This window comes from Nonomuraea rhizosphaerae, from assembly GCF_019396405.1.
GTDB classification, from domain to species: Bacteria; Actinomycetota; Actinomycetes; order Streptosporangiales; family Streptosporangiaceae; genus Nonomuraea; species Nonomuraea rhizosphaerae.
In genome coordinates this window covers 1-19747 of record NZ_JAHKRL010000354.1, presented here as the reverse complement: position 1 = coordinate 19747, position 19747 = coordinate 1, and the positions used below count along the sequence as shown (strand labels likewise).

Genomic DNA, 19747 nt, shown 5'->3' with positions numbered 1-19747 from the left:
GTCCGCAGAAACAGGAACGGCCTCCACCTGGCGGACAGAACCGCAGATGGAGGCCGTTTCCGACACTCAGGCGGACATCTTCTTCTTGAGGTTCTCGTCCAGCGCCGCCAGGAAGTCCTGGGTTGTCAGCCACTGGGCGTCGCCGCCCACCAGCAGCGCCAGGTCCTTGGTCATCTGACCGCCCTCGACGGTCTCGACGCACACCTGCTCCAGCTTGTCCGCGAACTCCGTCACCGCGGGCGTGTTGTCGAGCTTGCCGCGGTGGGCCAGGCCGCGCGTCCACGCGAAGATCGAGGCGATCGGGTTGGTGGAGGTGGGGTTGCCCTTCTGGTGCTCGCGGTAGTGGCGGGTCACCGTGCCGTGGGCGGCCTCGGCCTCGACGGTCTGGCCGTCGGGGGTCATGAGCACCGAGGTCATCAGGCCGAGCGAGCCGAAGCCCTGGGCGACGGTGTCGGACTGGACGTCGCCGTCGTAGTTCTTGGCGGCCCAGACGTAGCCGCCCTCCCACTTCAGGGCGGCGGCGACCATGTCGTCGATCAGGCGGTGCTCGTAGAGGAGCCCGGCCTTCTCGAAGTCGGCCTTGAACTCCGTCTCGTACACCTCGGCGAAGATGTCCTTGAAGCGGCCGTCGTACGCCTTGAGGATGGTGTTCTTCGTCGACAGGTACACCGGGTAGTTGCGGTTGAGGCCGTAGCGCATGGAGGCGCGGGCGAAGTCGCGGATGGACTCGTCCAGGTTGTACATGGCCAGGGCGACGCCGCTGCCGGGGAAGTCGTAGACGTCGAGCTCGATCGGCTCCGAGCCGTCCTTGGGGGTGTAGGTGAGGGTGAGGGTGCCCTCGCCGGGGATCTTCAGGTCGGTGGCGCGGTACTGGTCGCCGAACGCGTGACGGCCGACGACGATCGGCTTGGTCCAGCCGGGGACGAGCCGCGGCACGTTCGACATGATGATGGGCTCGCGGAAGATGACCCCGCCGAGGATGTTGCGGATGGTCCCGTTGGGGGAGCGCCACATCTTCTTGAGGCCGAACTCCTCGACGCGCGCCTCGTCCGGGGTGATGGTGGCGCACTTGACGCCGACGCCGTACTTCTTGATGGCGTTGGCGGAGTCGATGGTGACCTGGTCGTCCGTGGCGTCGCGGTGCTCGATGCCGAGGTCGTAGTACTTCAGGTCGACGTCGAGGTAGGGAAGGATCAGCTGGTCCTTGATGAACTGCCAGATGATCCGGGTCATCTCGTCGCCGTCAAGCTCGACGACCGGACCCTCCACCTTGATCTTGGGCATGCGAATGGTTCCCCTTCAATGAATTGATGCAATGAGGCTATCGGACTGCCCGGTCACTAGCCCAAAAGGGACAAGATCATTCTCTTGAGCCCCTCGTCCGCCAGGACCATCGAGGTCAGTACGATCACGAAGCCGGACACGCCGAGCGTGATCACGTCCGTTCTCTTGCTGCGTACGGCGAGCCCGTCGTACCCGGCGAAACGGAGTGCGGCGGCCACCATGACGGTGGCGCCCAGCGTGAACCCTCCCACTTTGGGGCTCACGAGGAAGATCAGGACAACGCCGATGACCGTACCCGCCAGAACCAGCGGGTACGGTCCCCAGCTCTCCCCGGACTTGCTGCTGATCAACGCTCCTCTATCGGCTTCCACTTCTGGTCACGCTCACCGATGTACTCACTGTCGGGGCGGATCAGCCGGTTGTCGGCATGCTGCTCGATCACGTGCGCCGTCCAGCCGGACATGCGACTGATCGAGAAGACCGGTGTGAACAGGTCCGTCGGAATGCCGAGATAGTGATAGACCGATGCCGCGTAGAAGTCGACGTTGGGGTAGAGGCCTTTCGTCTCGAAGACGACCTCCTCCATCTCCTTCGACATTCGATAATAGGTCTCGTCGCCAGTGGATTCGGCGAGTTCCTGAGACATCCTGCGCAGGTGGGTCGCGCGCGGGTCCTCGGTCTTGTAGACGCGGTGGCCGAACCCCATGATCTTCTCGCCGGCGGCGAGCTTGTCGCGTACGGCCTCGGCGACGCCGGAGGGTGAGATCGACTCCAGCAGCTTCATGACCTGCTCGTTCGCGCCGCCGTGCAGCGGGCCCTTGAGCGTGCCGATGGCGGCGACGATGGCCGAGTGCATGTCCGACAGGGTCGCGGCGCACACCCGGGCGGCGAACGTCGAGGCGTTCATGGTGTGGTCGGCGTGCAGGACCAGGCAGGTGTCGAAGATCTCGACCTCGCGCCGGTCGGGGCGGTGCCCGGTGACCTGCAGCAGGAAGTTGCCGGCGATGCTCAGCTCGGGGTCCGGCTCGGGGGCCTGGGCGCCGGTGCGGGCCGCGTGGTATCGGGCCACGAGCAGCGGCTGCTGCGCGGTCAGGCGGGCGGCCTTGCGGTGGTTCGCGTCCGGCTCGATGGAGTCCTTGTCCGGGTCGTCGGCGCCCGCGAGGGAGACGTACGAGCGCAGCGCCTCCATCGGTTTCTGCTTCTCGGCGATCTCCTCGATGTTGGCGGAGACCAGGGCGCCCAGCTCGCGGCCTCGCGCCAGCTCCTCGCCGTAGCTCGCCAGCTCGTCGCGGCTGGGGAGCTTGCCACACTGGAGCAGGTGAGCGGTCTCTTCGAACGTCGCGCGGCCGGCCAGGTCGTGGATGTCGTATCCACGGTAGAACAGACGACCGGCCTTCCCGTCAATGTCGCTGAGCGCTGTGGACGCGGCTACGACATCGGCCAGGCCTTTCGTGGGCTTGTCCGCCATGAGTGTTTCCTCCGCTTATCTTCGCCCGAAGTCTACCCGTGAGCTGCCAAAACCGTCCGCAGAGGTCCAGACCAATTTCACGCTGGATTCTCCTTATGGCAAAGGCGATTCCGCATCCCCTCGTTTGGGTAAGCCGGAGCTGTAGTAATAGTTACGGCGGGCTACCTGGGGAGGAACTGCCGTGGAGGGGCCGTTCATACGCATCGAGGACACTGGCGAGGTGGTCCCGTTGCGCCCCGAGATCACGACGGTAGGGAGAGGCCGGGGTGCAGACATCCGGCTCACCGATCCGAGCGTGTCTCGACTCCATGCCGAGTTCGTCAGGCGAGGACCCTACCTGTATGTCGTTGACCTGGGCCTGTCCCGCAACGGCACACGGGTGAACGGCAGGCCGATCGCCCGGAGGGTGCTGGACGACGGCGACGTCGTCTCCTTCGGAGCGGCGCGCGGTCGCATCGGCGGAGTCCCACGCGAGGACTTCACCCCCGAGGTCGAACTGCGTAGGGCCGCGGCGCCCGAGCTGACCAGGCGCGAGGTCGATGTGCTGACCTCGCTCTGCAGGCCGGCGTTGTCGGATGAAGCGTTCGTCGCTCCGGCGACGGCACGTGAGATCGCTGACGACCTTGTCGTGACCGAAGCCGCGGTAAAGCAACATTTGCTGCGGCTGTACCAGAAGTTCCGGATTCCGGAGGGCACCAACCGGCGCACGCGGCTGGCCAACGAGGTCGTCGCGCTGGGCCTGGTGCGTCCGACCCCTGTGGTGCCACCGCAGCGTTCGGGCACTCCGGCTGAGCAGCAGCAGCCTACGGCGGCTGGACGCAGGGCTTCATAGGTGCGTTGAACGACGCACCCTGAAGGGGGCCGCCGATCGCGGTTCACTTCAGGATTCGGATCGCGACCGGGGCTTCGGCGAGGGGTTCCGGCAGCGTGAGAGCACCGGAGCCCGGAGTCACCGTGCCCAGCACGCGCGCCCCTGAGGCGCCCGTACAACTGGGCACGGTCGCGGGCAGCCCATGCGCGGTGAGCCAGCCGAACAACGAGAAGGCGATCGCTTCCTTCCCGTCGGCGGGCACACCGAGTTGGTCGCTGGTCACGAGCCGCGACTGCGGCACGCGTCCGCGCAGCATGCCCATGAGGGTCGGGTTGCGCACGCCGCCGCCCGAGACGATCACCGTGTCGAGGCGGTGGCGCCGGATCTCGGCGGCCACGGTCTCGGCGGTGAGCGCGGTCAGCGTGGCGACGAGGTCCGCCTGCGGCAGGGTCCTTCTGGCGTGCCCGGAGGTGAAGAGCCTCACGTACTCGGGGGTAAAAAGTTCCTTGCCGGTGGTCTTCGGCGGTTCCTGCTTGTAGTACGGCTCGGTGAGCAGCGCGTCGAGCAGCGCCGCGTCCACCGTCCCGGCCGCGCCCAGCGCCCCGTCCTTGTCGTACGGCGGCGCCGCGGCGTCGATCAGCGCGCCCGCGGGCCCGGTGTCGTAGGCGAGGACGGGCTCGCGGACGGTCAGGTTCGCGATCCCGCCGAGGTTCAGCGCGCCGGTACGTCCCGGCAGGTCCGCCATGAGCAGCAGGTCCAGGTACGACACGAGCGGCGCGCCCTGCCCGCCCGCGGCGACGTCGCGCACCCGTACGTCCGAGACCACCGGCAGCCCGGTGCGCTCGGCGATCCAGGCGGGCTGGCCGAGCTGGAGCGTGCCGAGCACCCGCCCGCCCTCGACCCAGTGGAAGAGCGTCTGCCCGTGCGAGCAGATCAGCTCGGACGCGGGCGCGACCAGGGCCGCCTCGGCGAACGCCTGGCCGATGAGGGTGTCGAGCGCGCACACCTCGCCCATGTCGATCCGGTTGGGCGGCAGCGCGGCGACGATGCGGGCCCTCAGCTCCGGGTCGTACGGCCGTTCGCCGGCCCCGATCAGCGTGCCCGTGAGCACGGCGCCGTCGAGCGACCAGTCCACGACGGCGCTGTCGATGCCGTCGTGGGACGTCCCTGAGATGAGGCCGAGAACCCGCATGTTCACAGAACTACAGGACTCTGAAGCCGTTGCTGGGCTTGCTGGTCCGGTTGGCGCGGTCGACGGCCATCACGTAGTAGTGGTCGCCGCGCTTGCCGTCCGGGTCGGTCCAGCGCACCTGCCGGTCGCCCGGCACCACCGCGACCAGGTTGCGGGCGTCGGCGAACGCGCCGGATCCGGCCTTGGCCGGGAACCTGAAGATCGCGAACTGGAACGGCTCGCGCAGGTCGGTCGCCACCGCGCGGACCTCGACCCCGCCGTTCTTGCGCAGCGCGTACGCCAGCACCGGCTGGTGCGGCGCCCTGCCCTTGGCCAGCCTGGGCAGCACCGGCGCGAGCGCGGGCCGGGTGTAGTGGTCGGTGACGGCGGTGCTGATCGAGGCGATCCGGTCCACCTTCACGTCGTTGGCGTTGTACCAGATGTCGCCGCCGATCTCTGGGTGGTCGCGGTTGAGCGTGAGGTGCTTGGACAGCTCGGCAGGGTTCGCCCATTCCGGCGCGGTCTGGGCGGGATCGCCAGCCTTGTACGCCGCCTGCCCGATCCACAGCAGCGTGCCGGTGCCCTTGGCCACGTCGGACCACCACGGGACCAGCTTGGAGTAGTCGGCCGCGGTCTGGCCGATGTACCAGTAGAGCTGGGGCGCGATGTAGTCGAGCCAGCCCTTCTTGACCCAGCCGCGGGTGTCGGCGTGCAGGTTGTCGTACGACTGGCCGCCGCTGGTCTCCGAGCCGAGCGGGTCGGTGGCCTTGTTGCGCCAGATGCCCGACGGGCTGATGCCCCAGGCGATCTCCGGCTTGGCCCTGCGTACGCGCTGCTGCATCTCCGAGACCATGAGGTCCACGTTGTTGCGCCGCCAGGCGGCCAGGTCGGGGAAGCCCGCGCCGTACTTGGCGAACGCGGCGCTGTCGTCGAAGGCCGTGGTGTTGACCGGGTAGAAGTAGTCGTCGAAGTGCAGGCCGTCGATGTCGTAGCGGGTGACCGCGTCCATCATCGCGTCCTGGCAGAACTTGCGGACCTCGGGCATGCCCGGGTTGTAGTAGAGCTTTCCGCCGAACGGCAGGATCCAGTCGGGGTGCTTGCGCCCGGGGTGGTCGGGGTGCAGCTGGTTCGGGTCGGCCTGCATGGAGACTCGGTACGGGTTGAACCAGGCGTGGAAGGCCAGCCCGCGCTTGTGCGTCTCCTCGACCATGAAGGCGAGCGGGTCGTAGCCGGGGTCCTGCCCCTGGGCGCCGGTCAGCCAGTGCGACCACGGCTCGAACGGCGACGGCCAGAACGCGTCGGCGGTCGGCCTGATCTGCACGAAGACGGAGTTCAGCCTGCGCTGCGTGGCCACGTCCAGCCAGGCGAGGTATTCGGCCTTCTGCTGCTCGACGCTCAGTCCCGGCCTGGACGGCCAGTTGATGTTGACCACGGAGGCGATCCACATCCCGCGCATCTGGCGCAGCGGGGGGACGTAATCGGTGGCGGCGAAGGCCGGCAAGGGTATGGCGGACGCGGCGGCGGCGAGGGCGAGGCCCTTCAGCACCGTCCTTCTGCTCGGCATGGGGGGTGACCTCTCGGCGAAAGGTTGTGTCGAGGGCGACGATGACAGAAAATTACCTTCAATACAACAACCATGAAGGATTTCGCCGCATGAGCCGTGACCTGTACCGACTTGCTCTGACAGTGCTCCAGCCCGGCTACGAAGGGCAGTCCGCCCCCGACTGGCTGCTGCGCGCGCTCGGCGAGGGGCTCGGCGGCCTGGTGCTGTTCGCCCGCAACAATCCGGGCGGCGAGGTCGTCCGGCGCTTCCGGGCCGAGAACCCCGACACCGTCGTCGCGATCGACGAGGAGGGCGGGGCGGTCACCCGGCTGGAGGTGTTCTCCGGCAGTTCCTTCCCGGGCAACCGGGCGCTGGGCGTGGTGGACGACGTGGCGCTGACCGAGCGGGTGGGCCGCCAGATCGGCCGGATGCTCGCCGAGGCGGACATCACGCTCAACTACGCGCCCTCGGCCGACGTCAACTCCAACCCGGCCAACCCGGTGATCGGCGTGCGCTCGTTCGGCCCCACGGCCGGCCTGGTCGCCCGCCACACCGTCGCGTACGTCAACGGCGTCCAGGGGGCCGGGGTCGCCGCCTGCGCCAAGCACTTCCCCGGTCACGGCGACACGGTCACCGACTCGCACCTGGCGCTGCCGACCGTGGACGCCTCGCGCGAGGTGCTGGCCGAGCGCGACCTGCCGCCGTTCCGGGCGGCGATCGCAGCAGGCGTCCGCTCCATCATGTCCGGACATTTGCTGATTCCCGCGCTTGATCCTTCCGTGCCGGCGACACTCAGCCGCACCGTCATGACCGAGCTCCTGAGGGGCGAGCTCGGCTTTGACGGGATGCTGGTCACCGACGCGATCGAGATGCAGGCGGTGGCCACGATGTTCGCCCCCGGCGAGCTCGCCGTGCGCGCCCTGAACGCGGGCGTGGACGCGATCTGCGTGGGACTCTCGACGGAGCGCAGCCTCCACGAGATCCGGGACGCCATCGTGGCCGCCGTCCGCTCGGGGACGCTCCCCGAGGAGCGCCTGGCCGAGGCTGCCGGACGAGTCCTGACCCTTTCCTCCTGGTACGCCCAGCAGTCGGCCCTGCGCGAGAAGGCCAGGGCCGACCTCGACGAGAATGTCGGCCTGGAGGCGGCCAGAGCCGCGCTCACCGTCACCGGGAGCGCCACGCTGACCGGCGCGCCGCTGGTCGTCGAGGTGAACACGCGCTTCAACAAGGCCGTGGACCCCTCGACGGTGACCGGCATCACCGCGGCGCTCACCGCGCTGCTCCCGGGCACCGAGCGCGTCCAGATGGAGCCCGAGGGCGAGCTGCCGCCGTTCGACACGCGGCCGGTCGTGCTCGTGGTGCACGACGCCGCCCGGCACGCGTGGGTGCGCGACACGGTGGCCGAGGCCGTACGGAGGCGGCCGGACGTGGCCGTCGTGGACACCGGCATCCCCGCCCCGCCCGCCGGCGCCGCGCACCTGGTCACGCACGGCATCTCCCGCGTGTCCGCGCAGGCCGCGGCGGAATGGCTGGCCACAGGCCGGCCGGGTGGATGAGCGGATGAACGACCAGTCCAACCCGGTCGCCGCCGTACGGGCGGTGCTCCCGTCGCTGACGCCCGCGGCGCAGGCGATCGCCCGCATCATCCTCGACGACCCCGGCATGGTCGTGCGCAGCACGATCACCGAGTTCAGCTCGGTGTCGGGGACGAGCGAGGCGACGATCGTGCGCACCGCCAGGGCGCTGGGGTTCGCCGGGTACTCGCAGATGCGCTTCGCCCTGGCCGCGGCCGTGGCCAAGGAGCCGGAGCGCCTCGTCCCCGGCGACCTGGGCCCCGACGACCCGCTCACCGACGTGATCGCCAAGGTGGCGCGGGCCGAGTCCGAGGCGCTGGCCGACACGGCGGCCCAGCTCGACCCCGAGCAGCTCGGCGAGATCGTCACGGCCATCGCCGACGCGCGGCGGGTGGACGTCTACGGCGTGGCAGCCTCCGGGCTGGTGGCGGCCGACATGTCGCAGAAGCTGCTGCGGATCGGGCTGTCCAGCCACCCGTTCAGCGACGCGCACCTGGCGCTGACCAGCGCCGCCCTGCTCAAGGCGGGTGACGTGGCCGTGGCGATCAGCACCAGCGGCGAGACGCCCGACGTGCTCGACCCGGCGCGCACGGCCGGCGAGGCGGGGGCGCTGGTGGTCGCGATCACCAACAACCCGCGCTCGACGCTGGCCGGGCTGGCCGATCACACGCTGGTGTCGGCGGGGCGCGAGACGGCGTTCCGGCCGGGGGCACTGGCCAGCAGGATCAGCCAGTTGCTGATCGTGGACTGCATCTTCGTGGGGCTGGCGCAGCGGACGTACGACAGGGCTGACGCGGCGATCCGGGCCACCAGGGAGGCCACCGATCGCTACCGGCGGCGGTGATCGTCCCGGGGGCGGTGATCGTCCCGGGGGCGGTGAGCGTCCCGGGGTGGCGGTGATCGTCCGGGAGCGGTGAGCGTCCCGGGGGTTACGCGCGGGCCACTGACAGCGTGGCCAGGTCGGCCTCGATGCGGGCGGCCGTGGCCTGGAGCGGGGGCAGCAGGTCGTCGCGTACCCGCTGCAACGTCGTCCGGCTGGCGTGGGTCGAGACGTTGACCGCCGCCACCGCCTGCCCCGAGCGGTCGCGGATCGGCGCCGCGATCGACCGCAGCCCCTCCTCCAGCTCCTGGTCCACCATCGCCCAGCCGTGCTCGCGCACCTGCTCCAGCTCGGCGCGCAGCGCGTCCGGCTCGGTGATCGTGCTGGCGGTGAGTCCGCGCAGGTCGGCGGCCTCCAGGTAGGCGTCGAGCCGTTCCGGCGGCAGCGCGGCCAGCAGCACCCGGCCCATGGACGTGCAGTACGCGGGGAAGCGCGTGCCGATGTTGATCGTCACCCGCATGATCCTGGCCGTGGCGACCCGCGCCACGTACACGACCTCCTGGCCGTCGAGCACCGCCACGGACGCCGACTCGTGCACCTCGGCGGCCAGCCGTTCGAGGTGCGGGTCGGCGACCTCGGGCAGCGAGAGGCTGGACAGGTAGGCGTAGCCCAGCTCCAGGACCCTGGGCGTGAGCGAGAACAGCCTGCCCTCCGTGCGCACGTAGCCGAGGTCGGTGAGCGTGATCAGGAAGCGCCTGGCCGCCGCCCTGCTCAGGTCGGTCGCCCTGGCGACCTCGCTCAACGTCAGCTCGGGGGCGGTGGCGCTGAACGCCCGGATGACCGCGAGACCGCGGGCCAGCGATTGCACGTGATCGACCATCACGATCCTTGAACCTAGACGGACAAGGGCGTAGTTTCCACGATACGGGGAAGTTCGGTCAGAGAATACCTGTGCGCAGTGCGAACAATCAGGAGAAAACGTGCGTCGCGCTATCGTGGTCCTGTCAGCCGTCCTCCTCACTGCCGCGTGCGGCGGCTCCCCCCCGACGGCCACCGACAGCCAGGGAAAAACCAAGGTCAACGCGGGCGTGATCGCCATCGTCGACACCGCGCCGATCCACCTCGGCAAGTCCAAGGGCTTCTTCGACGAGCAGAACATCGACCTGACCATCACGCCCGTCCAGGGCGGCGCGGCGGCCATCTCGGGCGCGGTCAGCGGTCAGTTCCAGTTCGCCTTCGCCAACACCACCTCGCTGCTGACCGCCAAGCAGCAGGGCCTCGACGTCAAGGTGGTCTCCAACGGCGTCTCCTCCACCAGCGAGCAGGGCAAGGACTTCAGCGCGGTGCTGGTCAAGAAGGACAGCCCGATCAAGGCCGCCGCGGAGCTGACGGGCAAGAAGATCTCGGTCAACCAGCTCAAGAACATCGGCGACACCACGGTGCGGGCCTCGGTCCGCAAGGCCGGCGGCGACCCGTCGAAGATCGAGTTCATCGAGATGCCCTTCCCCGACGCCCCCGCCGCGCTGGACGCCGGGCGCGTGGACGCCATCTGGGTGGTCGAGCCGTTCGTCAGCCAGGCCATCAGCCAGGGCGCCCGCCCCGTGGCGTGGAACTTCGCCGACGCCGCTCCCAACCTGACCGTGGCCATGTACTTCACCACCGGCAAGACCGACGCGGACCTCACCAAGCGGTTCACCACCGCGATCCGCAAGTCCCTGGAGTACGCCGACGGCCACCCCGACGAGGTCAGGGAGATCCTCAAGACGTACACGAAGATCGCACCTGAGGTGATCGCGAAGATGTACCTGCCCAAGTGGCCCGCCGAGGTCAACAAGCAGTCCGTGCAGACCATCGCCGACCTCGCCCAGGCCGACGGCATCCTCAAGGACAAGGTCGACGTCTCGGCGCTGGTGCAGTGAGCCGGACCCCTTTCGGCGCGCGCCGGCGGCTGCTGTACGGGCTCGCCGGGCTGGCCGGGCTGCTGGCGCTGGTCGAGGCGGTGCCGCGGCTCGGCCTGGTCGACGAGCGGTACCTGCCGCCCGCGACGACGATCCTGGCCACGCTGGCCCGCGAGCTGGCGACGGCCGGGCTGTGGATCGCGCTCGGTGAGACGCTGATCGGCTGGGCGCTGGGGCTGGCCATCGCGTTCTTCCTGGCGGTGGCGATCGGCGTGGTCATCGGGATCGTCCCCGGGCTGCGGGCCGCCACCACCTCCACGATCGAGTTCCTGCGGCCGATCCCGTCGGTCGCGCTGGTGCCGCTGGCCACGCTGCTGTACGGGCCCTCGCTCAGCTCGACGCTGCTGCTGGTGGTCTACGCCTCGTTCTGGCAGGTGCTCATCCAGGTCCTGTACGGCGTGGCGGCCGTGGACTCCGTCGCCTACGACACCGCCAGGTCGTACGGGCTGGGCTCGTGGTCGCGGGTCAGGCACCTGATCTGGCCGACCGCGCTCCCGTACGTCATGACCGGGCTGCGGCTGGCGGCGGCGGTGGCGTTCATCCTGGCGGTCACCGCGGAGCTGGTGATCGGCAGCCCGGGGCTCGGCGCGGAGATCCAGGTGGCGCAGAGCAGCGGCGCGGTGCCGGCCGTGTACGCGCTCATCGTGCTGGCCGGCCTGGTCGGGATCGGGGTCAACGTCGCCGTGCGGTTCCTGGAGCGCCGGGTGCTGTCGTGGCATCCGTCGGTGCGATCGGAGGCCACGACGTGAGGGCGCTCAGGAGGGCGGTCACGTGGTTCGGGCTGCCGGTGCTGCTCGTGCTCGTCTGGTGGCTGGTCAGCGGCGGCTCGTTCTATCTGCCGGACCCGTTGAAGGTCGTGCGCGCGTTCTGGGACACCTGGGTCTCGGCGCGGGCGTTCGAGGACGTGCTGCCCAGCCTGGGCCGCCTGCTGCTGGGGTACGTGGCCGCGACCCTGCTGGGCGTCGGCCTCGGCGTGCTCGTCGGGCTGTCGCCGCGGCTGCGCGCGACGCTGGAGCCGGTGCTGGAGTTCTTCCGGGCCATCCCGCCGCCCGTGCTGGTGCCGCTGCTCATGCTGCTGGCCGGGATCGACACGCCGATGAAGGTGCTGGTCATCGTCTCGGGCTGCGTCTGGCCGATTTTACTCAACACCGTGGAGGGCGTCCGCGCGCTGGACGAGGTCCTCGCCGACACCTGCCGCATGTACGGCGTGCGCGGCGGCTCCCGGCTGCGCCGCTTCGTGCTGCGCGGCGCCAGCCCGCAGATCATGGCCGGGCTGCGGCAGGCGCTGTCCATCGGGATCATCCTCATGGTGATCAGCGAGATGTTCGCCAGCTCCAGCGGGCTCGGGTTCACGATCGTGCTGTTCCAGCGGCAGTTCCAGATCGCCGAGATGTGGAGCGGCATCCTGTTGCTGGGGCTGATCGGGCTGGCGCTGTCCTTCCTCTTCCGCCTCCTGGAACGGCGGGTACTTTCCTGGTACTACGGCAGTGGAGCCGCCCGTGCTTGAGATATCCGAGCTGCGCAAGGTCTACGAGAGCCCGAACCGCGTCGTCGAGGCCATCCGCTCGCTGACGTTCAGCGTCGGCGAGGGTGAGCTGGTGTGCGTGGTCGGGCCTTCGGGCTGCGGCAAGACCACGTTGCTGCGCTCCATCGCCGGGCTGCTGCCGGTGAGCGGCGGCGAGGTGCGGCTGGCGGGCTCGCCGGTGACCGGGCCGCCGCCGCGCATGGCCGTGGTCTTCCAGGAGTACGGCCGCAGCCTGTTCCCGTGGATGACCGTGCGCCAGAACGTCGAGCTGCCGCTCAAGGAGAAACGGGTGCCCCCATCGCGCCGTGCCGAGCTGGTCGCCGACTCGCTGGAGGCGGTCGGGCTCGGCGACGCCGCGGACGCCCATCCCTGGCAGCTGTCGGGCGGCATGCAGCAGCGGGTGGCCATCGCCAGAGCCGTGGCGTACGAGCCGCAGGTGCTGCTGATGGACGAGCCGTTCGCGGCCGTGGACGCGCAGACCAGGGCGGACCTGGAGGACCTGATCCTGCGGCTGTGGCGGGACCTGGGGGTGACCACGCTGTTCGTCACGCACGACATCGACGAGGCCGTCTACCTGGGGCAGCGGGTGATCGTCCTGTCCTCCTCGCCCACGGTGATCATGGAGGACCTGAAGGTGGACCTGCCCGCCGAGCGCGACCAGCTCACCACGCGGTCGCTGCCCCGCTTCGGCGAGCTGCGCGGGCACATCTACGAGCAGATCCAGCGCGCCAGGGAGGCCCGGTGAGCACCGTCCGCGAGGCCGCCTTCGACGTGCTCAGGCGCTTCGGGCTGACCACGATCTTCTGCAACCCGGGCTCGACCGAGGTGTCGCTGCTCACCGGGCTGCCTGACGACCTGCGGTTCGTGCTGGGGCTGCACGAGGGGTCGGTGGTCGGCGCGGCCACCGGGTTCGCGCTCGGCCGCGGGGCGCCCGCGCTGGTCATCCTGCACACCACCGCCGGGCTCGGCAACGCGGTCGCCGCCATCGCCACCGCGCGGGTCAACCGGGTGCCGCTGGTGATCGTGGTCGGGCAGCAGGACCGGCGGCACCTGGCGCTGGAGCCGTTCCTGACCGGGAAGCTGGCGGGGCTGGCCGGGGACTACCCGGTGCGCTTCGACGAGCCCGCGCGGGCGCAGGACGTGCCGGGAGCCATCGCGCGGGCCTGTCACGAGGCCGCCACGCTCCGGGGGCCCGCGCTGGTCGTGGTGCCGATGGACGACTGGGCGGCGCCGTACGAGGGCGAGACGATCGCGGCGCCGGCCCGGCTGCTGCGGCCCGCCGGCGTGCCGGACGAGGCGCTGCTCCCGCTGGCCGAGCTGCTGTCGGGGGCACGCTCACCCGTGATCGTGACCGGCGCGGGGGCGGTGGGGTCCCTGGAGGCCGCGCGCGGCCCCGAGGGGTGGGGCTCGCTGGTGACGCTGGCCGAGCGGCTGGGCTGCCCGGTCTGGCAGGAGTCGTTCGGCGCGATGGCCGGGTTCCCGCAGGACCATCCGCAGTACGCCGGGGTGCTGCCCGCCGACCGCGTCCGTCTGCGCGCCGCGCTGGCCGAGCACGACGTGGTGCTGGCCGTCGGGGCTCCGGTCTTCCGGCAGTACCCGTTCGTGCCCGGCCCGCTGGTCGAGCCGGGGACCACGGTCGCGCTGGTCACCGACGACCCGGCCGAGGCCCATCGCAGCCCCGCCGACCTGGCCTACCTGGCGCCGCCCCCGGTCGTCTGCGCCCGCCTGGCCGCGCTGGTCGCGCCCCGGATAGTCCCGGTACGTCCGGCGAAGGGCGTGCCGGAGCTGCCCCCGCGCGGGGAGCGGCTGCGGGCCGCGCACGTCCTGCACGAGCTGGCCGGGCGGCTGCCCCGGGACGTGGTGCTCGTGGAGGAGACGCCGTCCTCGCGGCCGGACCTGCACCGGTTGATGCCCGCCCGCGACCCGCTCGGGTTCGTCTCGGCGGCCATGGGCGGGCTCGGGTTCGGGCTGCCCGCGGCCGTCGGGCTGCGCATGGCGCTGCCGTCCCGGCCGGTGGTGGCGGTGCTCGGGGACGGCTCGGCCCTGTACGGGGTGCACGCGCTGTGGAGCGCCGCGCACTACCGGGTGGGGGCGTTGTTCGTGGTGCTGGCCAACAGCCGGTACGCCGTGATGGACCGGCTGGCCGACAAGGCGGGCGGCAAGGCGCCGTGGCCCGCGTTCACCGAGGTCAGCGTGGGCGGGATGGCGCGGTCGCTGGGGTGCGAGTCGCGGCGGGTGACGACCACGGAGGAGCTGCTGGCGGTGCTGGACGAGGTGGTGCCGGGGCTGGCCGGCCGGGAGGAGCCGCTGCTGCTCGACGTCGAGGTGGCGGTGGATCCGGACTTCCAGCCGTAGGGCCCGTTTCCACGGCTGGAAGGCTCAGGCCTTCTCGGCCGCCTCCACCACGTTGGACAGCAGCAGGGCGCGGGTCATCGGGCCGACGCCGCCCGGGTTGGGGGTCAGGAAGCCCGCGACCTCGGCCACGTCCGCGGCCACGTCACCGGCGATCTTGCCGTCCACGCGCGAGACGCCCACGTCGAGCACGGCGGCGCCCGGCTTGATCATGTCGCGGGTGATCAGCCCCGGCACGCCGGCGGCGGCCACGACGATGTCGGCGCGGCGGACGTGGGCGGCCAGGTCTTGTGTGCCGGTGTGGCAGAGCGTCACCGTGGCGTTCTCGCTGCGGCGGGTCAGCAGCAGGCCGAGCGAGCGGCCCACCGTGATGCCGCGGCCCACCACGGCCACCTCGGCGCCCTTGATCGGCACACCGTACTCCTGCAGCAGCAGCACGATCCCGTGCGGCGTGCAGGGCAGCGGGGCCTCGACCATGTGGACCAGGCGGCCCAGGTTGACCGGGTGCAGGCCGTCGGCGTCCTTGGCCGGGTCCATGCGCTCCAGCAGCGCCATCGTGTCGAGGTGGCGGGGCAGCGGGAGCTGGACGATGTAGCCGGTGCACTCGGGCGCGGCGTTGAGCTCGTCGATGGCGGCCTCGACCTCGGCCTGCGTGGCGGTGTCGGGCAGGTCGACGCGGAGAGAGGCGATGCCGACCTCGGCACAGTCGCGGTGCTTGCCGGCCACGTAGATCTGGCTGCCGGGGTCTTCGCCGACCAGGACGGTGCCGAGGCCAGGGCTGATGCCGCGCTGCTTGAGCGCGGTCACCCGGGTCGCGAGGTCTGCCTTGATGCGGGCGGCGGTGGCCTTGCCGTCGAGTCTCTCTGCGCTCATGATGCGCAATCCTTTCACGAGTTGAGGGAGACCGTTGATGACATCGTTGTCATGGACTTCTGAACGTCATAGTGTGACGTCGCCGCCCAATATCGCCCCCAAGGAGTCATCTTGCCTGCTCGCCTGCTGTCAGCGGAGTCGACCGATTTGTTCGTCGGAACGCGGGAGCGGCCGTACCAGGTGCTCAGGGTCACTGTCGAGCCGGGCGGGCAGGAGCTCCCGCTCGACGTGCGCGGGGCCGGGGTGTCCCGCGCCGAGCCGGTCAGCGTGCCCGCGGACGCCACGGTCGTCGAGGTTCCCCTGGACGTCACGGTGCCGCCGGGCACGGTGGTGCCGTGCGTCGTCACCTACGGTGAGGAGTCGCTGGAGGTCGAGGTCACGGCCGAGGAGCCGGGCTGGACCATGCACATGGTGTCGCACTTCCACTACGACCCCGTCTGGTGGAACACCCAGGCCGCCTACACCAGCCCCTGGGAGCTGCTGTCGACCGACTCGACGACCAGGCCGCTGTGGGAGCACAACGCGTTCGCGCTGGTGGAGGCGCACATCGAGCTGGCACTGCGGGACCCGGACTACCGGTTCGTGCTGGCCGAGGTGGACTATCTCAAGCCGTTCTTCGACACCCACCCCGAGCGCCGCGCCGACCTGCGCGCGCTGATGGCCGAGGGCCGGGCCGAGCTGCTCGGCGGCACGTACAACGAGCCCAACACGAACCTGACCGGCGCCGAGACCACCATCCGCAACATCGTGTACGGCATCGGCTACCAGCGCGACATCCTGGGCGGCGATCCGCGGACGGCGTGGCAGCTCGACGTGTTCGGGCACGACCCGCAGTTCCCCGGCTACCTGGCGGCGGCCGGGCTGACCGGCAGCGCGTGGGCGCGCGGGCCGTTCCACCAGTGGGGGCCGATCAGCAAGAACTTCCGCGAGGCCAAGAACGACGCCACGGTGATGCAGTTCCCGAGCGAGTTCGAGTGGATCTCGCCGTCGGGGCTCGGCGTGCTGACGCACTACATGCCCGCGCACTACTCGGCGGGCTGGTGGATGGACTCCTCGCCGTCGCTGGAGGAGGCGCTGCGGGCGACGTACGAGCTGTTCCGGGCGATGAAGCCGGTGGCCGCCTCCAAGCACGTCCTGCTGCCCGTGGGCACCGACTACACGCCGCCGAACAAGTGGGTCACCGACATCCACCGGACGTGGGCGTCGCGGTACGTCTGGCCGCGGTTCGTGTGCGCGACGCCCCGGGACTTCCTCGACGCGGTCCGTACGGAAATATCGGCTTTCAGCCCGCAGACGCGGGACATGAACCCCATCTACACCGGCAAGGACGTCTCCTACATCGACACCAAGCAGGCCCAGCGTGCGGCCGAGGTGGCGGCCCTGGACGCCGAGCGGCTGTCGGCGTTCGCGTCGCTGATGGGGCTCGGCGGGTACCCGCACACCGCGCTGGACAAGGTGTGGCGGCAGCTCGCGTACGGCGCGCACCACGACGCGATCACCGGCTCGGAGTCCGACCAGGTCTACATCGACCTGCTGACCGGCTGGCGCGAGGCGCACGACCTGGCCGCCGGCGCCCGCGACCGCGCGCTGGACGGGCTGGTCGGGCGGATCACGCTCGACGGGCACAGCGTCGTGGTGGTCAACACGCTGCCGTTCGCCCGCGACGGGCTGGTGCGGGTGCGGCTCGAACCCGGTCAGCGGCTCGACGGGGTTCCGTGCGTGGTCGAGGACGGGACGCTGGTGTTCCTGGCCTCCGACGTGCCGTCGACGGGCTGGCGGACGTACCGGGTCGTGCCCGGCGAGGCCGACTCCTGGGAGCCGCTGGAGGGCGAGTCGATCTCCAACGAGCGGTGGCGGGTCGTCGCCGATCCGGCGCGGGGCGGCGGGCTGTCGTCCGTGCTCGACCTCGCCTCGGGGCGCGAGCTGCTGTCGGGGCTGGGGAACGAGCTGCGGCTGTACGAGGAGTACCCGACACATCCCGACATGGGGGAAGGGCCGTGGCATCTGCTGCCCAACGGCCAGGTGACCGGGTCCGGGGCCGTCCCCGCCACCGTGAGGGCCGTGCGCAGCCCGCTCGGGCAGCGGCTCGTCGTGACCGGTGAGGTCGGCGAGATCACGTACGAGCAGGTCGTCACCCTGTGGACGGGCTCGGACCGGGTCGACCTCACCACCCGCGTGCTGGACTACACCGGCGCCGACCGGCTGCTGCGGGTCCGCTTCCCCGCCCACGTCGAGGGCGCGCTGCCCGTCTCGGACGTGGCCGGGGCGGTGATCGGGCGCGGGTTCGCGCAGCCGGACGCCGACGTGGCCGAGCACCCGTGGACGCTGGACAACCCGGCCAACACCTGGTTCGGGCTCTCCGCCACGGCCCGGGTCGACCTGGGCGCGGCGGGCTCGCGCGCCCTGGGGGTCGCCGAGGTCGTGGTGCCCTCGCTGGAGGACGCCCCCCAGGCGCGGCCCCTCGTCGTGGCGCTGGCCCGCGCTGGCGTGACCGCCACCACCTCGACCGCCACAGGGTCGCGGTACGGCTGGCTCGACGTCGACTCGAACCTGCCGGACGTGCGCCTCGTCCTCGGCGGCCCCGACACGAACCCGCTGGCCGCCGAGATCCTCTCCCGCAGCGACCCCGCCTACCTGGACGCGCTCAAGTCCGGCGCGCCGCTGGTCTGGGTGCCCGCCGAACGGCCGCTGGCCGAGGTGTGGCAGCCCAGCGCCGACCTGCGCGACGTGCGGGCACTGCCCGCGCTCATCGTCGCCGGGCCGGTGGACGCGCTGGTGTCCGACCTGTCCGACGCCGTGATCTCAGCCGTCTGCCCGGTGGGGTCGGAGGCGCTGGACTCCCGTACGGTGGCGCTGCTGGCGTACGGGCTGCCGGGGTTCGCGGTGGACCCGTCAGGGGCGTTGCACCTGTCCTTGATGCGGTCGTGCACGGGGTGGCCGTCGGGGGTGTGGCTGGACCCGCCCCGGCGCACTTCGCCCGACGGGTCGGGGTTCCAGTTGCAGCACTGGACGCATGAGTTCTCGTACGCGCTGGTGGGCGGGGAGGGGGACTGGCGGGAGCTGCGGCTGCCGGCGGCCGGGCAGGAGTTCGTCACGCCGCTGCTGGGGCGGGTCGCGGGCGCCGCTTCCGGCGATCTTCCTGAGACGTACTCGCTGCTGAAGGTCTCGCCCGAGCGGGACGTGCTGCTGGGCACGCTCAAGGCGACCGGGAACCCGCACGCCCACGGGCTGGCCGGCGGCGGTGGCGAGGGCGTCACGCTGCGGCTGGTGGAGGCGACCGGGCTGGGGTCCACGGCCTCGGTCGAGTCACCGGTGCTGGACCTGGGCGGGCTCGTACAGTCGGACCTGCTGGAACGGCCGGGGACACCGGACCCCGGCCTGTCGGCGGACGCGCTCGAACTGGCCGGGGCCGAGGTCGCCACCTACCTCGTCTCCGGGGCCGCTGGAGACTCCGGGGCCTCTGGGGGCTCCGGAGGCTCCGAGCTGGGGGCCACGGTCGAGCAGGCCCAGCCCGTCTACAGCCGCTACTGGCTGCACAACAAGGGGCCCGCGCCGCTCGGCTACCTGCCCGTGTCGGTCGCCGTCGGCCCGGGGCTCGTCACGTCCGCCGATCCGTTCGAGGTGGAGGTCGTGGTCTCCTCGCACCTCGTCGACTCCGCGCACGAGGGCGTGGTGGACGTACGCGTGCCGGACGGGTGGAGCGCGAGCCCGGCACAACGGGTCTTCCGCCTCGAACCCGGCGGCCACCTGCGCTTCCCCGTCACCGTCACCCCCGGCTCCGGCCAGGGCCTGCACTTCGTCTCGGCCCGCACGTCGGTGGGCGGCCAGGTCGTGGAGGACGTCACCACCGTCGCGCTGGGCGACCTGCCCGAGCTGCCGGTCCCGGGCGACGTCCCCGCGATGCGGGACGCGATCAGCGGCACCCAGGCGTCGGAGGGCCGCCCCACCGGCCTCGCGGTCGCCACGCCCGCCGGGTCGCTGTCCCTCCGTCCCGGCGACCGCACGTCCCTCGTGGTACGCCTCACGAACACCACCGCCGACGAGATCCACGGCGAGGCCCAGCTCGCGGCCCCATGGGGCTCCTGGGAGCTGCTGCCCTCGGTCGTCCAGGGGTTCTCGGTGGAGGCGGGTGGGACGGTGGACGTGGCGTTCCCCGTCGAGGTGCCTTACGACGTGGTCGCGGGGCACTCGTGGGCGCTGGCCAAGGTGATGTGGTTCGGGCGCTGCCAGTACGCTCCCGCCGTACGACTGGAGGTGACCCGATGACCCACCACCACGGGCATGGCGGCGAGGCGGTGCCGGTGGCGGTGCGCGAGCGGCCGCCGGCGACCGGGGCGCCCACCGCGCCCGGGGTCGGCGCGGTGATCG

At 71.2% G+C, this 19747-nt stretch carries 16 protein-coding genes; 9 read left to right on the top strand and 7 right to left on the bottom strand.

Translation table 11 applies throughout. The features are described from left to right. Nucleotides 1-66 precede the first annotated feature (66 nt). The 3 genes from KME77_RS17840 to KME77_RS17830 are packed head-to-tail and all read right to left on the bottom strand — an operon-like array spanning nt 67 to nt 2752. Complete coding sequence (locus tag KME77_RS17840) at nt 67-1284, bottom strand: NADP-dependent isocitrate dehydrogenase (protein ID WP_219468781.1); 1218 nt, start codon at nt 1282-1284, stop codon at nt 67-69. A gap of 56 nt (nt 1285-1340) precedes the next feature. Then, a complete protein-coding gene (locus KME77_RS17835; protein WP_219468777.1) occupies nt 1341-1634 on the bottom strand; it encodes a DUF3017 domain-containing protein in 294 nt (97 codons plus the stop codon). Beyond that, complete coding sequence (locus tag KME77_RS17830; RefSeq protein WP_219468775.1) at nt 1631-2752, bottom strand: citrate/2-methylcitrate synthase; 1122 nt, start codon at nt 2750-2752, stop codon at nt 1631-1633. Before KME77_RS17830 ends, KME77_RS17835 begins: the two co-directional genes overlap by 4 nt. A gap of 181 nt (nt 2753-2933) precedes the next feature. Between KME77_RS17830 and KME77_RS17825 the strand changes: the two genes are divergently transcribed. Continuing rightward, a complete protein-coding gene (locus tag KME77_RS17825; protein ID WP_219468773.1) occupies nt 2934-3584 on the top strand; it encodes an FHA domain-containing protein in 651 nt (216 codons plus the stop codon). 43 nt (nt 3585-3627) lie between these two features. Here KME77_RS17825 and KME77_RS17820 read toward each other — a convergent pair whose 3' ends face one another. Then, nucleotides 3628-4755 carry an anhydro-N-acetylmuramic acid kinase gene (locus KME77_RS17820; RefSeq protein WP_219468784.1) on the bottom strand — a complete coding sequence of 376 codons (1128 nt, stop codon included), beginning with the start codon at nt 4753-4755 and terminating at the stop codon, nt 3628-3630. 10 nt (nt 4756-4765) lie between these two features. After that, the gene (locus KME77_RS17815; RefSeq protein ID WP_246610022.1) at nt 4766-6298 is read right to left on the bottom strand and encodes a glycoside hydrolase family 10-like protein; all 1533 of its coding nucleotides are present in this window, start codon (nt 6296-6298) and stop codon (nt 4766-4768) included. 89 nt (nt 6299-6387) lie between these two features. Between KME77_RS17815 and KME77_RS17810 the strand changes: the two genes are divergently transcribed. Next, complete coding sequence (locus tag KME77_RS17810; protein WP_219468770.1) at nt 6388-7833, top strand: glycoside hydrolase family 3 protein; 1446 nt, start codon at nt 6388-6390, stop codon at nt 7831-7833. Nucleotides 7834-7837: 4 nt separating this feature from the next. Then, nucleotides 7838-8695 carry a MurR/RpiR family transcriptional regulator gene (locus KME77_RS17805; protein WP_219468767.1) on the top strand — a complete coding sequence of 286 codons (858 nt, stop codon included), beginning with the start codon at nt 7838-7840 and terminating at the stop codon, nt 8693-8695. 85 nt (nt 8696-8780) lie between these two features. Here KME77_RS17805 and KME77_RS17800 read toward each other — a convergent pair whose 3' ends face one another. Beyond that, a complete protein-coding gene (locus KME77_RS17800) occupies nt 8781-9551 on the bottom strand; it encodes an IclR family transcriptional regulator domain-containing protein (protein WP_219468762.1) in 771 nt (256 codons plus the stop codon). A 100-nt stretch (nt 9552-9651) separates the two neighbouring features. Between KME77_RS17800 and KME77_RS17795 the strand changes: the two genes are divergently transcribed. Genes KME77_RS17795 through KME77_RS17775 form a run of 5 tightly spaced genes read left to right on the top strand, consistent with a single transcriptional unit; the run spans nt 9652 to nt 14509 of the window. Further along, complete coding sequence (locus KME77_RS17795; RefSeq protein ID WP_219468757.1) at nt 9652-10590, top strand: ABC transporter substrate-binding protein; 939 nt, start codon at nt 9652-9654, stop codon at nt 10588-10590. Next, nucleotides 10587-11378, top strand: coding sequence for an ABC transporter permease (locus KME77_RS17790; protein ID WP_219468754.1), 792 nt, complete (start codon nt 10587-10589; stop codon nt 11376-11378). Before KME77_RS17795 ends, KME77_RS17790 begins: the two co-directional genes overlap by 4 nt. Next, a complete protein-coding gene (locus KME77_RS17785; RefSeq protein WP_219468751.1) occupies nt 11375-12136 on the top strand; it encodes an ABC transporter permease in 762 nt (253 codons plus the stop codon). The genes KME77_RS17790 and KME77_RS17785 overlap by 4 nt, the downstream gene beginning before the upstream one ends. Beyond that, nucleotides 12129-12899, top strand: coding sequence for an ABC transporter ATP-binding protein (locus KME77_RS17780; RefSeq protein WP_219468748.1), 771 nt, complete (start codon nt 12129-12131; stop codon nt 12897-12899). Before KME77_RS17785 ends, KME77_RS17780 begins: the two co-directional genes overlap by 8 nt. After that, nucleotides 12896-14509, top strand: a complete 1614-nt coding sequence (locus tag KME77_RS17775; protein WP_219468745.1) for a thiamine pyrophosphate-dependent enzyme — start codon at nt 12896-12898, stop codon at nt 14507-14509. The genes KME77_RS17780 and KME77_RS17775 overlap by 4 nt, the downstream gene beginning before the upstream one ends. Before the next feature lie 24 nt (nt 14510-14533). On the opposite strand, the gene KME77_RS17770 is transcribed toward KME77_RS17775, so the two are convergent. Then, a complete protein-coding gene (locus KME77_RS17770) occupies nt 14534-15379 on the bottom strand; it encodes a bifunctional methylenetetrahydrofolate dehydrogenase/methenyltetrahydrofolate cyclohydrolase (protein WP_219468740.1) in 846 nt (281 codons plus the stop codon). A 111-nt stretch (nt 15380-15490) separates the two neighbouring features. Here KME77_RS17770 and KME77_RS17765 point away from each other — a divergent pair, with 111 nt between their 5' ends. Then, a complete protein-coding gene (locus KME77_RS17765) occupies nt 15491-19645 on the top strand; it encodes a glycoside hydrolase family 38 N-terminal domain-containing protein (RefSeq protein WP_219468738.1) in 4155 nt (1384 codons plus the stop codon). Nucleotides 19646-19747 lie beyond the last annotated feature (102 nt).

What these genes read in the sequence shown, in the direction of transcription:
- KME77_RS17820 (WP_219468784.1), bottom strand. Translation starts at nt 4,755, where the DNA reads ATGCGGGTTCTCGGCCTCATCTCAGGGACGTCCCACGACGGCATCGAC.
- KME77_RS17810 (WP_219468770.1), top strand. Translation starts at nt 6,388, where the DNA reads ATGAGCCGTGACCTGTACCGACTTGCTCTGACAGTGCTCCAGCCCGGC.
- KME77_RS17815 (WP_246610022.1), bottom strand. Translation starts at nt 6,298, where the DNA reads ATGCCGAGCAGAAGGACGGTGCTGAAGGGCCTCGCCCTCGCCGCCGCC.
- KME77_RS17800 (WP_219468762.1), bottom strand. Translation starts at nt 9,551, where the DNA reads ATGGTCGATCACGTGCAATCGCTGGCCCGCGGTCTCGCGGTCATCCGG.
- KME77_RS17840 (WP_219468781.1), bottom strand. Translation starts at nt 1,284, where the DNA reads ATGCCCAAGATCAAGGTGGAGGGTCCGGTCGTCGAGCTTGACGGCGAC.
- KME77_RS17770 (WP_219468740.1), bottom strand. Translation starts at nt 15,379, where the DNA reads ATGAGCGCAGAGAGACTCGACGGCAAGGCCACCGCCGCCCGCATCAAG.
- KME77_RS17830 (WP_219468775.1), bottom strand. Translation starts at nt 2,752, where the DNA reads ATGGCGGACAAGCCCACGAAAGGCCTGGCCGATGTCGTAGCCGCGTCC.
- KME77_RS17805 (WP_219468767.1), top strand. Translation starts at nt 7,838, where the DNA reads ATGAACGACCAGTCCAACCCGGTCGCCGCCGTACGGGCGGTGCTCCCG.